This window comes from Pseudomonas sp. SIMBA_068, assembly GCF_046534705.1.
Classification (GTDB): Bacteria; Pseudomonadota; Gammaproteobacteria; order Pseudomonadales; family Pseudomonadaceae; genus Aquipseudomonas; species Aquipseudomonas putida.
Map to the genome: position 1 here is coordinate 202860 of NZ_JAWRYI010000007.1, position 14747 is coordinate 217606.

Consider the following 14747-nt stretch of genomic DNA (forward strand, 5'->3'; position numbering starts at 1 on the left):
TAACTGTCGATTTCCGAGCCACCTGAAGCCAAGACTACGGCGCTGGTACAAACCACTGTCAGCACGATTGAGCATAGCCCAAAGCCGCTTTGGCAGGGCCAGGCAGCCCTTGATCTGAGCGCTGGTCAACGCACATCGATCGCTGGCCCCATGGGTGCAACTTCCATCGCGTGAATCGTCATATCCAGCATCAGCCCTCTGCGTGCAGCGCGCTGAGCATCACGAATGGCATCCGCCTGGTCGATCATGGCCCCTTCGGTCAGCGCTTCGTCGTCAAGCACGGTTTCAAGCTGCCTTCTGAACGGCAGGTCGACCGCCGCGAATCGCTCAGGATGGGAACGCTCCAGGTGCGCCTGCCAGAATTCACGGTCAACCATGGAGCGGGCAATCTCTTCCGGCGTTTCTGCATCCCGCACCACAGCCTCTGCCTCTGCAAGGTCCGCCTCCAGGACGCCCGAGATCGCAAGAAAGCTCATTTCGCCCACCTGCAATGGCAGGTCGAGACGCTCCCTCAGCCCGATCCTGAAAGCCAACCCCACCTCGCTTCCTTCCAGTGTCCTGCCATGCTGTAACGCCCATCGGGTAGCGAACATGTCGACTGCATCCTGGCGCCATAAACGTCTGCCCAGGTCTAGCAAAGCGCGCTCGCTTTCTCCCTGAGCCGCGTGCTCAACCTGCCAAACCAGCAAATTCAGTTCAAGGTTGCTCAAGCACCAGGTTGCACCATCCTGGCACCCCCACTCATCATTGGCCACTGAAAGCAAGTTCTGCCGCAACTCCGGCGTAATGGCCATCGCTTGCAATACCGCCATTACCCGATTGCCCATTGCACGCGCATTGACACGAAAATCTTCGGACAGCAACAACTGGCGAAGCACACGGAAAAAACGCTCGGCGTCCTGCCCTGAATCCAGCGAGTCCCAGGCAGCAAGCATCAAGCCGCGATGCTCCGGGGCCACTGCATCCCCCCATATTTCACGCGCATGACTCATCCGTAGCTGCACTTGCTCCTCGTCGAGGTCAGGACCATTACTATTCAACGCAGCCTGCAAGCGTAACGTCTGGGCTTCGCCGAGGGGGTTCGCATTCAGACGAAATCGCCGCCGATGCCACACAGGCAACTGGTAGAAACCCTCTGGAACGAGCCGGATCCGGTTATCCCGCAGGTCAACGGACAGCAATTGAGTGTTGTCGAACACGCCCAGTGGAAATTGTGAGATCTGTGTGTCGCGCAAGTTCAGCCAACGCAATTCAGCCAAACCCGCCAGCATGAACCTGCTGCCCAAGGGGTTATGGGACAGGTCGAGTGACTGCAGGCCGGCGCAACTGGCCAGTGTGGCGGTTTGTGTAATGTTCAGGACGATACGGTTGTTGGTCAGGCTCAGATGCCGCAGCTGCTCTATCTGCAGCAAAGGTTGCGGAAGACGCGTCAGAAGATTCCCTCCCAGGTCGAGGGTTTGCAGATTAGGGAAAGCCAGCAGGAAGCTGCTTGGCACCTCCAGTAGGTCAAGGTGCAACAGAGACAGGCTGGTAACGCCCCTGAAGCTGACCTGCACGGGAATGTTGGGCAAGCCGCCCGGCCTGAAATTACAGAACATGACGTGGAGGTTTTCCTGGGCATTGATTTGCAGTTCCCCCACACCCACCGACCGCCTCCAGCAATTGAACAACGTCTGGCGCAACGCTTCGCGATCATCCATGACATCGCCCCGCCCTCGTGCCACCCAGGTATTCATGGTCCTGCGAAGCATCGCGAACTCATTGTGAAGGCTAGTCAGTACTTCTTCCAGTTGGTGCCCTGAACGCCTGGCGTCATCGGCGAAGGTTTCGACCTGTTGATCACTCAACCACGGGAAGAGCTCGCGCAACGTTGCCCTCAGGGCACTCCCCCTGGATGCAAAGCCACCCACTCCACCACCACCCAGTGGGTAGCCAATACGTCCATCGGCCAAGCGCATCGGCCCTCGAACAGCACCCGGGCGTACCGCGCCAAGCAAACGACTGATCTCATCACGATGGCGTACCGCTTCGCGCCCCAGTATCACCCTGAGGTTGTGCGAGAATGGATCACCGATCCCCATCGCCTCCCGTTGTACATCGGTATAGGCTGGCGCCATGACGTCGAACAACTCACCTGCCTCACCACACGCCCTGCCGTGGCTGTCATGCAGCTGAAAGGAACCCTCCAGGTGCACCAGGTCGAACGCCCCCTGCCCTTGCTCGGTCTTCGCCAGCATCGGCCCGCCCAGCCAACCTTCGTACACCCGCCAGCACACCCCTCGCTCGCCCCCAGGCAGATACCGCAACAAGCCCACGGCTACCCGTGCCAGGTCTGCATGCTGCGGCGTATCAAGGTACAGCGCTTCAAATAACCGAGCCTGCCGGGTAACCAGCAAACTGCCCCTCGCCGCCTCGGCAAGCCCCAGTGCAACCCTGCCGCTGGATAGCAACCGTGTGCGGTCAACGCTGGTGGCAGCCTGTACCAATGCTTGCGCACCGCGCACGCTCAGCCCAGGGAAGACCCGGCGCAACGCTGCGCTGCCAGGGGTGTCGCTGGGCTGCAAGGCTTCGAAAAGGTGCTGCAGCAGTGTTCGGCGCTGCGTCCATGCCAGCGCGGCCAGGGCCTGATCTGTCAGGCCACTCGCGCCTGGCAAGCGCCGAGCATGATCGAGCACTGTTGCATCTTCTACCGGCTCGCCGCTGCGCAAACGGCCAATCATGCTGCGGATGCGTTGGTCAAGCCTGACCCGCTCCACACTGTCAATCATCCCGGGGCTCGGTGCCTGGGCGTGTACATGCAAGCCCCGCACGTCGTCGCCATCAAGGCCATGGAACAGTAGAACCTGATCGATCTGTTCGTCATTCAGCCCATTGAAGGGTTCACCCAAACGCCGGAACATGCGGTATTTGTCGGTCCACCGAGCCGGTTGCTCGCTCCACAACCGCCAGGCACCTGCGCCATTGTGGCGCAGCAACGGCCCGTGGCCGTCGACCGGATGCAACTGCCATTGATCATCACCCGCCTCTGCCACGCGATAGTGATGCCCGTCCATTTCGATCCAGGCCTGCCCGTCCTGACGCCGAATACCCAAGGCATCCCGGCTTGAGGCCGCAACGGGGGCCTGGCTTTGAAACGGGGTCAAGTCGTGTTGCCAGAGTTTCTCAGTGCCGTCCTCCAGCCGAGCCGGCACCATGGCATCGACCTGTGCAGAGCGAGCCCAAATCCGTCGAGCCACACCCACCCCGGCTACCGTGGTCGCCACGACGGCAAGGTCTGTAGCCACATGGGTCAAATGGTCGAGCGCCTCCTGGCGAGCGCCTTCATGCCAAGCCTCGACGCCATGGTAGACCTCACGCAGTAGTTCGCAGGCCGTCACGGCCAGCAGCGCCAGGCCGAGCCCAGGCAGAAAGAAACTGGCCAGGTTGAGCAGCGCCCACCCTTCGGCTTCAAGGCGTAGGTCATGCTGGCGCTGAACCTCACGATCCAGTCTGGCCACAGGAACTGCGATCATCGCCGCATCGTCCTTGATCTGGTGGATGCGTGCTTGTGCCAGGCTTATGAACAACGGATGCGGGTAGGCCTGCAAACGCGGTTCGAGATCGCGAAAGGCCCAGTCCGCCAAGTCATCGAAGAGCTCCGCGACCTGGGCGAAAAACGCCTGGCTATCACGCCGCAGCACGAAGCGGCTGAAGAAACGCTGATAGGCCTTGTCTCGCAAGCGACGGCCCAGGTGGCGGTTCAGTTTGTCGATGCTCTCGAACACGCTCCAAGGCGAACCAGGGTCCCCAGGTACGTATAGAAACACCCGACGCGTAGTGTCGAACAGCACACCCTGCTCAACCACGACGAACACTGTCACCTGCTCGATCTTGCAACCCAGCAACTTCAGCTGCATGGCCTGGACAAGGTCCCCCGCCAGACGCAGCAGCTTCCCCTTCTCGCACACAGCCACCATCAAACCGAGCTCGCTGTCATCCAGCGTTCCTTCCTGCCGGGCCTTGTAGGCGTCCACCAGCATGCTGTAGCGCATGGCATCCACAAGCCGGGACACCACGTACTCGCCACTGCCAGCGGGCTTGAGGATGGCATCCAGATGACGTTGATAGCGCTCACCCAGGTCCAGCTCACGACACAGTCCGGCAAATTCGATGCTCGTAGGGGGTTTGACCGTACCGTGGCGTGGAAGCAGCAGCCGGTTACCGCGTGGCTGACCACCTTCCTGCGCCTGCGCGGCCGTGAAGTTGCGCAATGCCACTTCGAGCAGCGGCTTTTCTTCATACACCACGTCAGTCAGGTGCGCGCCTACCGGCTGACTGTTGATCACAGGCTCCCGGCGGCCCTCCAGAAACCTGAGCAAGTACGGGTTACGGCCAAGCCCGTAACGCTCGTCGAGGGCCTTTCCCAAGGCTGATGCGACGAAACTGTCGAGGCCCTCGATACCTCGCAGCACGGCATTCACTTGCTCACGGCAGCGAAGACTGTTTGCCAATGCCTTGCCGATCTCTGGCAGTTGCTCAGCCGGTGCATGACGCAACCAGGGTGGCAGGCGCCTGCCGATGATGCCGTCCTGGAAAGCATCGATGGCGGCCTGCGCATCTGACGGCACAGTGGTGTCCATGGCTAGGGGCCTCTTCATGAAAAGAAGCCAGACTAAGTCGCCTGCTCCCCGCCAGGCGCTATATAACTAATGCCTGCGGCCAGACAACCGGCCACCCGCTAGCTGAGCACACGCTGCACCGTATTCCGGTCCAGCGCCTCCAGCGTCAACTGCAGCAACACCGCATGCTCGCGTTGCTGATTGCGGATCTGCAGCCGTGCGATTTCCTCGTCCCGGTTCCCCAGCGCCATCAGCCGCTCCAGCTCAGCGTGCATGGATGGGGGCACTTGCAAGCGAACCGCAGAGGTCTTGCGCAGGTAATCCTGCCAGAACCACTGGCGTGACAGGTAATCAGCAATGCCCTCCCGGGTCTGGCGCGCCAGAACCCTTTCACGGGCCTGGAGAAGGTCCTGCTTACCCAAGGCAGGGATACCTGCATAGAGCATTTCATCGGGATGGCCAGGCAAGTCCAGCGACGTGCGCAAGCCAATTCGATAGGCCAAGGCGAATTCGATCGATTCAGCCCCCGCCCCCACCCGCTGAGCATGTTCAGCGGCAATTTGCTCAAGCACCGCCAACCGCCACATCCGGGCACCGAGCTTCAGCAAGGCCCGTTCAGGCCGGGCGGATCCGCTATGCCTTGTGCGCCATATCATCACTCGCAGTTCCAGGTCGGCGAAACGCGCGGTGGCGTTATCCTGGCAACCGGTCGCCGCAGCGTGCTCGAACAGCTCCTGCCTGAGGGCATCATGCTCCGACATCGCCTGGAGCATGTCGAACACCCGGGCCGCCAGCGCGGATGCGGTCGATGAGAAACTGAAGGCGCCCGACTCTGTCAGCATCGACAGGGTATTGAAGAACTCTTCCGATTGTTCCTCGGCCTCCAGATGGGCCCACAGTGCAGCCATTTCATCCCGACGTTCGCCAGGCAACGCATCCAGAATGCGCAACCGGTAAGGTACGCGACTGGCCTCAAGCAAATGCCAGGTTGATAACCCATCCTGAGCGCCCTCCAGCAGGTTGCCGGAAAGCTCGACCCTGCCCGAGCGCCACAGCTGCGATCGATGAAAGCCCTCTGGCAGTTCCGCAATACGGTTGCCGCTGAGATTCAGGGTATGCAGTTCTGGCGCGTCCATCAGCCCGTAGGGAAACTCGGGTATCTGTGTGTTGGTCAGGTAAAGAGCATTCAGCTCGGTCATTGCGAGGACAGAAAATGCCCTGCGCAGCGGGTTGTTCGAAAGGTTCAGGTATACCAGGGACCGGCAATCTGCCAGGACCAATGCCTGGCCTTGGTCGAGCGCGATCTGGTTACCAGACAAGTCGAGCACCTCCAGCTTCTGGACAAGCCCCAGCGGCAATGGCAAACGCCTGAGTCGGCAATTGGTGATTTCGAGGTTGCGCAAGTTGGGAAATGCCTGCAGAAACTCATCCGGAACATGCTCCACGCGCATGGAGCGCAGGGCCAGGATGGAGACGTGGGGAAAGCCCACCTGCGCAGGCAGGGCCGGCAGGTGGCCCAAGCGGCTGATCGTCTGGGTCAGCATGAAGCGCCCGTCGTCCAGTGCCGCTTGCGCTTGCAGTTCGGGCACAAGAGAGCGCCAGCAGTCGATCAGGCCCTTTCTGAATTCACGCCGTGCGACCAGCTCCGAGGATAGCAAGGCACTGCGTGCCCACTTGGTCAAGTATCTCTTCAGCACCCCATATTGCTGCTCCAGCCTATTTAACCTGGCCTGCGCGTCGCCTGAGGCCAACCAGCGCTCGATCTGTTCGTCGGTAAAGGCCGGGTACAGGTCTCGCAACCGGGCCTGAAACGCCCTAGGCCTGTTTCGCCCTAGCGCCCCCCATAGCCTGCCGCCAGCCATGGGGTAACCAATCCGGCCATCCGCAAGCCGCTGCGGCGCAAGAAACGAGCCGCTGGGCTGTTCCAGCCTGAGCAGGTTCACCACGGCCTGGCGTCGGTCGAAAGCAACGTTGGTCAACGCCTGGCGCAGCGCAGGCACAAAAGGCTGACCCTGGCCGATGGCCGCTTGTGCTGCGTCGTCATAGGCTCCGGCCAAAGCTTCGAATAACTCGCCCGTCTCACCGACAACGCTGGGCGTTCGGGCGCGCAGGCGGAACAGCCCATGGCGATGAAGCAGGTCAAACGTCTGCCCCGATCCCTGGACCGTCAGTAACGGCTCGCTGGCATCTGCATCGAACAACCGCCAGCCCGGGCCGCCAGCGCCTGGCACATGCACCAGCAGGTTCAATACTACCCGCGCCAGGTCGAGGTTTTGCGGCGTGTCGATGCACAGCGCCTCATACACCCGCGCCATTCGAATTCGCGCTACCTGCAACCTTGCAGCCTCGCCCATCAGCAACGGTACACGCCCCGTTTCACGCAACAGCTGCACGTCATCCTCGCTGGCATTGCGCAGCACCTCATCCGCGGCCAAACGGTGCAGGCTGGTGAAATCCTGCCGTAACAGGCGGCCGGTTTCCGTGTCGGGGTTCTGCTCGTCGTATACCGTCTGCAGCAGTTCCCGTCGCCCGGCCCAAGCCACATCGGCCAACGCTGGCCCGTGCTTCCCGGGCGCCTGTGGAAGGCGCATGACCCGCGCCATCAGCAGCGGGTCTGCGGTTACCCCTCCCTCGCGCAACTGGTTGATCAACGTACCAATCCTGCCGGCGAGCCGCACGCGTGCGACGGTGTCGACCAGCGCTGCCTCCGCTGGTCGTCCATACACATGCCATGCCCGCAGGTGCTGATCATCGAGGCCATGGATCGCCAGCGACCGGTCGATCTGCGCATCGTCAAGGTCGCTGAATGGCCCGCCCAGGCGGCGGAACAACTGGCGTGTGTCGTCCCACTCGGCGGGCTGCTCGCACCACAGCCGCCACGCACCGGCGCCATTGTGGCGCAGCGGCGGCGCATAGCCCTGATAGGGGAGCAGTTGCCACTGCTCATCGGCGTCGTACCAGCTCACCTCATACCAGTGCCCGTCCATGCTGATCCAGCGGCGCTCGCCAAAGCGGTGCGTACCCTGCATGTCCAGCACTGCCGTAGCTGGCGGGCTTTCGCCGCGATAGGGGCTGAGGTCTGCGTTCCACAGTTTTTCTTCCCCGCTTTCCAGCTGCGCCGGCACCAGGCTGTCGACCACGCTCCAGGCGCGTCGGGCGGTGGCGACCACGGCAACGGTTGTCCCCACAGCCAGCAGCCCTTTGCCAACATTCAGCAGGTGCGCAAGTGCCGCATTGCGTTCGTTGTCCTGCCAGTCCCCTATCGCCTGGAAGGTCTGCTGTAGCAGTTCCCAGGCCATCACCCCCAACAACACCGCGCCGATGGCCGGAACGAAAAGCCCTGCAACACCCAACAGCGTCCAGCCTTCAGCACGCAAACGGCGGGCGTGTTCGGCCTGGACCTCGCGATCAAGCAAGGCCACGGGCGGGGCGATGACGGCAGCATCGTCCTTGATCCACGCGACCCAGTCGTTCGCAAGGTGTTCGAACAGGGGCAGGCGATATGCGAAGGTCTGCTCATCGAGGTCTCTGGTCGCCCAGCCGGCCACGTCATCCAGCCGCTCGCTGACGGCCGAAAAAAATCGCTGGCTGTCGCGTCGGCGCACGAAGCGGTTGAAGAAACGCCGGTAGTCATCTTCGCGCAGGCGTTTGCCAAGCACCCGGCGGGCATACTCATCCAGGTCGCTGCGCACGCTCCAGGGGCCATGCGGGTCACCCGGCACATAGACCAGCACGCGCTTGCTGGTGTCGAACAACACGCCATCGTCGATCACGTCCAGCACGACGATCTGCTGCAGGCGGCAACCGAACAACGCCAACTGCCGCACGCGAACCGGTGCACCTTCAAGTTTGCCGAGCGTGTCCTCAAGGCAGAGCGCGACCACCCACTGCAGTTCGGCTGCGCTCAATACGCCTTGCGCCCTGGCTTGCAAGGCATCCACCAGCATGCTGTAGCGTTGCCGTCGTGTCAGCAACCCCTTGACCTCGGGCTGCAGTACGTCATCCAGGTGCGCCTGGTATTTCTGCCCGAGGTCCAGCGTGCGACACAGCCTGGCGAAGGCCGTTGCAGATAGTTCAGCACGCTTTTCGCCATGCGCATCGACCAGGCAATTACCAGGCGGCTGGTCGCGCTGCTGTTGCGCGGTGAAATTGCCCAAGGCGGCCTCGAGCAGAGGAATGTCGTAGTAGTCGTTGGCGACAACCGGAAGCCGACTGGTTACATAATTGATCGTCGGCGACGTGAAGGTATACCACTGGCGAAAGTACAAGCGATCTACATCAAGGCTGCCGTGGGTACCCAGCGCTTGCTGCAGCAAGGGCTGGGTGAATGCACTCAGGTTGCGTAGCCGCGCCAGCGCTGAGGACAAGCCTGCGCGACAGGCTAGCAGTTCAGGCAATGCCCCGCTCAACAGGGTGAATTCGGCCATGCTCAGCCGCTTCATCCAGGCCGGCAGCCGCCGTGCGATGTAGTGGTCCTGGCATGCTTGTGCCATGGCAAGGGTATCGACCGCAGCCGATGGTTGACTGCTCGTGTTGTGCATCTCTGCCTCCGCGGTAGCATGGAGGTCCGAGTCTGAAGACTGCAGCGTGATGCTGACGCCTAGCTATCTACCACCCATTCAGAACAGCAGTAACTGATGGTCGGTAAGGCGAACGAAATCATCGCCAACAAAAGGCAGGATGGCGTCGGCCACCGGCAATAGCTGACGGCTGATGTAGTGATCGTAGTCGATCGGTGCCTGCAGGTTTTCCAGCGGCTCAGGGCCGGCGGTGGTGATCACGTAACTGATCCAGCCCCCACGCTGGTACTGCAAAGGGCGCCCCAGACGTTTGTTGTACTCGTCGGCAAGGCGTGCGGCACGCACATGCGGCGGCACGTTGCGCTGGTAATCGGCCAGCGGGCGACGCAGGCGCTTGCGATAAACCAGCAGTTCGTCCTGCTCGCCGGCCAACGTTCGCCGCACGTACTCGCGGACATAATCTCGGTAGGGCTCGCTGCGGAACACACGGCCGTAGAGTTCCTGCTGGAACTGCCGGGCCAGCGGTGACCAGTCGGTGCGCACCGATTCCAGGCCCTTGTAAACCATTTCTTGCGAACCGTCGGCCCGCTGCACCATGCCGGCATAGCGCTTTTTACTGCCTTCATCGGTACCGCGGATGGTGGGCATAAGGAAGCGTCGGTAATGCACCTCGAACTGCAGTTCGAGGGCGCTCTGCAGGTTCATGGTCTCGTGCAGATGGGCTTGCCACCATTGGTTGACCTTTGCCACCAGCTCGCGGCCGATGCGCGCCGCGTCCTCCTCGGCATGGGCCCCCTTGAGCCAGACAAAGGTGGAGTCGGTATCACCGTAGATCACATCGTAGCCACACGCCTCGATCAGGGACCTGGTCTGGCGCATGATCTGGTGGCCGCGCATGGTGATCGACGACGCCAGGCGCGGATCGAAGAAACGGCAACCGCTGGAACCCAGCACGCCGTAGAAGGCATTCATGATGATTTTCAAGGCCTGCGACAGCGGCGCATTGCCCTCGCGCTTGGCCGCTTCCCTGCCCTGCCACACCCGTTCGACGATGGCTGGCAGGCAGTGCTGTGTGCGTGAAAAACGCCCACCGCGAAAACCCTCGACCGAATGTGCGTCGTCAGGCAGACGCAGGCCTTCAATCAGCCCGATCGGGTCGATGAGAAAGGTACGGATGATTGACGGGTACAGGCTCTTGTAGTCCAGCACGAGCACCGAATCGTAAAGCCCCGGCCGCGAATCCATGACAAAACCGCCGGGGCTGGCTTCGTCAGGGCGGCTGCCAAGGCTGGGCGCGACAAACCCAAGGCGGTGCATCGGTGGAATGTACAGGTGACAGAACGCAGCTACCGACCCACCGCTGCGGTCCACGGCCAGCCCCGTCACCGACGCACGCTCAAGCAGGAAGTCGAGCAGCCGGGTATGGGCGAAAATGCGCGTGACCAGTTCGCAGTCCTTCAGGTTGTAGTGCGCCAGAGCCGGTTTGTCTTCGGCGAAGCGGCGGTTGATCTCGTCCATGCGTTGGTACGGCGTGTCGATGGCCTTGCCTTCGCCCAGCAGGGTCTGGGCAACGTTCTCCAGGCTGAACGAGGGAAAACTCCAAGTAGCCGAACGCAACGCCTCGATGCCATCGATCAGCAAACGCCCCGGCGCATCGGCAAAAACGTGGCCACCACCGGCATGGCTGCGCAGGGTCATGGCCGCACCGTTGCGCCCCAGCGTCAGTGGCACCTGCAACGACTTGGCATGCTCATGCAGCAGGCGCAGGTCGAACTGCACCAGGTTCCAGCCAATGATCGCGTCCGGGTCATGCCTGGCCATCCACTGGTTGAGCCGGGTAATCAAAGCGGCGCGATCAGCGCAATACTCCAGGTCGAAGTCAAGCTCGGCGGCATCGCCGTTGGCCGGGCCGAGCATGTACACCTGGCGCTGGCCACAGCCCTCCAGCGCGATACTGTACAGCTCGCCACGCTCGCTGGTCTCGATGTCCAGCGACACCAGGCGCAGCGGCGGGCGATAACCGGGCGAGGGTTTGAGCTGGGCATCGCAGAGGACGCCCTGGGCATCGGGTTGGCCGGTGAACTGCACCGGGGCAGTGATGAACCGCTCCATCAGGTAGCGTTCGGGTGGGCGGATATCCGCTTCGAACACCTCGACACCCGCCGTACGCAGGCGTTGCTCCAACTGCATCAGTTGCCGGTGCTGCCGGCAGTACAACCCCAGCACCGGGCGCTGGTCGAAGTCTTTCAGGCCCAGTGGCCGCAGCTCGACGCCGGGCTCGTTGGCCAGCAACACCCGCGCATGCGCCTCATGCGTCTGCGCAATGAACGCCACCGAGACCTGTGGCGCCAGACGTAGCTGCCGTGGCCCCTGATCGGTTGCCAGCCAGAATTCCACGCAGGTGCCTTCGGGCGTGTCATGCCAATGACGGGTCAGCACAAAACCCTGCTGCAACTCCACTGCGTCGACCTCTGCTGAAAAACGCAATTCTACGCTAGCGAGCCCCCGCCACGAAGCCACTTCTGCGCGCTGCCCAGGTCAACAACAAGGCCACCGCGATCAATGCCAACACCACCCCGCCAAAAGCCTCGGTCCCGCCCCCGACGAGCAACGCGCCACCCACGATCCCGCCCAAGGCGATAGCGCTGTTCCACACTGTCACCAGCATCGATTGCGCCACATCCCCGCCCTCGCCCGCCGCATCGGCACAGGCGGTCTGCAGCAGGGTCGGTGCGCCACCGTAGGTCAAGCCCCACAGGGCGATGCTCAGGTACATCAACCACGACGACGCCTGCCCCAATGCCAGCGTGGCCAAGGCAAAACCGGCCAGGCTCAGCAACACCAGCTTGCGCAGGTGTCGGTCGACCAGCATCCCCACCAGGCCGATCCCGGCCAGCGCCGAAAGGCCGAACACCATCAGCACCGCGCCAATTTCCCCAGCCATGCCGGCCGCCGCCAGCAGCGGCACAATGTAGGTGTAGAGGATGTTGTGGCCAAGGATCCAGGTCAGGATCACCAGCAGCACGATCAACACCCCCGGCGTGCGCAGCACCTGCATGGCCGCGGGCCGCTTGCCAGCGGCATGCCCCGGGTACTCCGGCACCGAGCGCAGCACCCACACCACCAGTAGCAACGCCACCAGGGTGACCAGCACAAACGTTGCACGCCAGCCCAGCCCAGCGCCCAGCCAGGTGGCAATGGGCAGCCCGAGCGACAAGGCAATCGGCTGCCCGAGCATCGCCAACGCCATGGCCCGGCCCTGCAACGGTGCCGGCACCATGCGCCGGGCATGGCCAGCGATCAGGCCCCATGCCAGGCCGGCCGCAGCCCCCGTGAAAAAGCGCAGCACCAGGGTCAGGCTGTTGGAGCCCGACAAGGCCGTCAGCCCGTTGAACAGCACAAAACCGAGGATCGCCAGCAACAGGGCCCGCCGGCGATACCAGCCCTGGGTCAAGGTCACCAGCGGGATGGCTGTCAACAGTGAACCCAAGGCATAGGCCGTGACCCATTGCCCGGCCATGGCCTGGCTGATGTGCATGCCGTCGGCGATCTGGTCGAGCAAGCCCGCCGGCAGGGTTTCGCTGAGGATGGCGATAAAGCCGGTCATGGCCAGTGCCAGCAGCCCGCTGAGGGGCAGGCGTTCGCTACTGGCATCCAGCAACGGTGGGGAGGATGTCTGGGACATTGCAATTGCCTTGAGTGGGAAAACAAGGCGGACAGTCTGCAAGCAAGGCCAATGCGGAAAAAGACGGTTACAATGCCGCTCACCCAGGACATTTATGTCCGCAATCAGGAATGCAACATGGACAGCCTCAGCGGCTTCGTGGTTTTCAATCGGGTGGCCGAAACCCGCAGCTTCGTCGCCGCCGGCCAGTCGCTGGGCATCACTGCCTCGGCCGTGGGCAAACGCGTGGCGCGCCTGGAAAACCGCCTGGGCGTGCGCCTGTTCCACCGCAGCACACGCAGCATTACCCTCACCGCCGAAGGCTCGATGTTCCTCGAGCGCAGCCGCCGCATCCTTGCCGAAATAGAGGCCACCGAGCAGGAACTGTCCCAGGCCAGCGAAACGCCGCGCGGGCGCCTGCGGGTGAGCATGCCGCAGGTGACCAGACTGGTAATGCCGGCACTGGCCGAGTTCATGGCACTGTACCCACAGGTTGAACTGGACCTGGACTTCTCCGACCGCATGGTGGATATCGTCGGCGAAGGCTTCGATGTGGTGATGCGCGGCGGACAGCCGGTGGACTCCCGGCTCAGCGCCAAATTCCTGGGCCACTTTCAGCACCGCCTGGTGGCCTCGCCCGAGTACCTGCGCGAACGCGGCACCCCCTTGCACCCACGCGACCTGGCGGTGCATACCTGCCTGCATTATCGCTTCCCCAGCAACGGCAAGCTGGAAACCTGGCCGCTGCGCCAGGAGCATCCCGAGCAAGCCTATGACATCCCCATCTCGATGGTCTGCAACCACGTCGAAACACGCGTCTGCTTTGCCTTGAACCACCGCGGCATTACCTGTCTGCCGGACTTCAACGTGGGTCGTGAGTTGGGCAATGGCTCCCTGGTCAGTGTCCTCGACGACTTCATGGAACGGCGCGGCAGCTTCTACCTGCTGTGGCCGTCCGGGCGGCAGATGCCGCCGAAGTTGCGGGTGTTCATCGATTTCATGCTCGAGCGGGTGTTCAACCGTACAGGTAATTGATGTCCTTGTAGGCCAGCGGTGGCACCTGGCCCAGCAGGAAATCGCGCAGCTTGTGCATCTGCCGCGCTTTTGGGCTGGCCTTTAGCCAGGTCATGTAGTACCCGTCACCTGTGGCCACTGCATGCTTGAACGGCGTGGCCAGGCGCCCGGCCTGCAGGTCGGCACTGGCCAGCACCAGGTCGACCACCGAAATACCCAGGCCTTGCTGGGCAGCCGAAATGCCCTGGTCGAGCGTATCGAACACTTGCCCCTGGTCGATGCTGATTTCCAGTGCGCCCATCCGCGCCAGCCAGCGCCGCCAGTCGCGCCGGTCGGGTGACGGGTGCAGGAACTCGCATTGGGCCAGGTCCGCCAGGGCCGGTTGAGCCTGTGGCATGTAATCGGGCTGGCACACCGGGATCAGCCATTCATCGAACAGCTTGAAACTCTCGATATCCGCGGGGAAACGCCCGCTGGCCAACAGGATGGCGCAGTCGTAGGGCTCGGAATAGAAGTCCACGCTGTCGATATCCATCCACACGCTGGACAGTTGCACGCTGCAGTTGTCATCGGCCTTCTTGAACGCATCCAGCGCCCGCAAGAGCCAGCGCATGGTGAGCGTGGACGGCGCCTTCAGGCGCAGGCCGTAGCGGTCCTGACGCAGCAACGCGCAGGCATTTTCGATGATCTTGAAGCCAACCTTCAGCTCTTGCGACAGCAGGCGCCCGTGCTCGGTCAGGCTCAGTTTCGGGCCACGCCGCTCGAACAGGTCGCAGCCAAACAGTGCTTCCAGGGTCTTGATGTGATGGCTGACCGCACCCTGGGTCAGGGCCAGTTCTTCCGCCGCACGGGTAAAAGAGCCATAGCGAGAGGCCACCTCGAAGGCACGCAGGGCGTGCAAGGCCTGAATCCGTTCCGACATGGCGACGTCCCGAGCATGAACAAGACTAA

General features: G+C 62.5%; 6 protein-coding genes. 1 reads left to right on the top strand and 5 read right to left on the bottom strand.

All coding sequences use genetic code 11. The features are described from left to right. Positions 1–125: 125 nt before the first annotated feature. The 4 genes from SB756_RS17720 to SB756_RS17735 form a co-directional block, all read right to left on the bottom strand. Positions 126–4619 (bottom strand): NEL-type E3 ubiquitin ligase domain-containing protein, encoded by a 4494-nt coding sequence (locus tag SB756_RS17720; RefSeq protein WP_410911332.1) that lies wholly within the window; start codon positions 4617–4619, stop codon positions 126–128. Positions 4620–4717: 98 nt separating this feature from the next. After that, on the bottom strand, positions 4718–9139 hold the full coding sequence (locus tag SB756_RS17725) for an NEL-type E3 ubiquitin ligase domain-containing protein (protein WP_410911259.1): 4422 nt from the start codon (positions 9137–9139) through the stop codon (positions 4718–4720). A 78-nt stretch (positions 9140–9217) separates the two neighbouring features. Then, positions 9218–11578 (bottom strand): DNA polymerase II, encoded by a 2361-nt coding sequence (locus SB756_RS17730; protein ID WP_410911260.1) that lies wholly within the window; start codon positions 11576–11578, stop codon positions 9218–9220. A gap of 34 nt (positions 11579–11612) precedes the next feature. Then, the gene (locus SB756_RS17735; protein ID WP_410911261.1) at positions 11613–12803 is read right to left on the bottom strand and encodes an MFS transporter; all 1191 of its coding nucleotides are present in this window, start codon (positions 12801–12803) and stop codon (positions 11613–11615) included. 117 nt (positions 12804–12920) lie between these two features. On the opposite strand from SB756_RS17735, the gene SB756_RS17740 reads away from it, so the two are divergent. Further along, the gene (locus SB756_RS17740) at positions 12921–13817 is read left to right on the top strand and encodes a LysR family transcriptional regulator (RefSeq protein ID WP_410911262.1); all 897 of its coding nucleotides are present in this window, start codon (positions 12921–12923) and stop codon (positions 13815–13817) included. On the opposite strand, the gene SB756_RS17745 is transcribed toward SB756_RS17740, so the two are convergent. After that, positions 13798–14718 (bottom strand): LysR substrate-binding domain-containing protein, encoded by a 921-nt coding sequence (locus SB756_RS17745; RefSeq protein ID WP_019471102.1) that lies wholly within the window; start codon positions 14716–14718, stop codon positions 13798–13800. The genes SB756_RS17740 and SB756_RS17745 overlap by 20 nt on opposite strands. Positions 14719–14747 lie beyond the last annotated feature (29 nt).

Bases quoted from the DNA above. Each gene is read 5' to 3' on its own strand.
- SB756_RS17725 (WP_410911259.1), bottom strand. From the start codon at position 9,139: ATGCACAACACGAGCAGTCAACCATCGGCTGCGGTCGATACCCTTGCC.
- SB756_RS17720 (WP_410911332.1), bottom strand. From the start codon at position 4,619: ATGGACACCACTGTGCCGTCAGATGCGCAGGCCGCCATCGATGCTTTC.
- SB756_RS17740 (WP_410911262.1), top strand. From the start codon at position 12,921: ATGGACAGCCTCAGCGGCTTCGTGGTTTTCAATCGGGTGGCCGAAACC.
- SB756_RS17745 (WP_019471102.1), bottom strand. From the start codon at position 14,718: ATGTCGGAACGGATTCAGGCCTTGCACGCCCTGCGTGCCTTCGAGGTG.
- SB756_RS17735 (WP_410911261.1), bottom strand. From the start codon at position 12,803: ATGTCCCAGACATCCTCCCCACCGTTGCTGGATGCCAGTAGCGAACGC.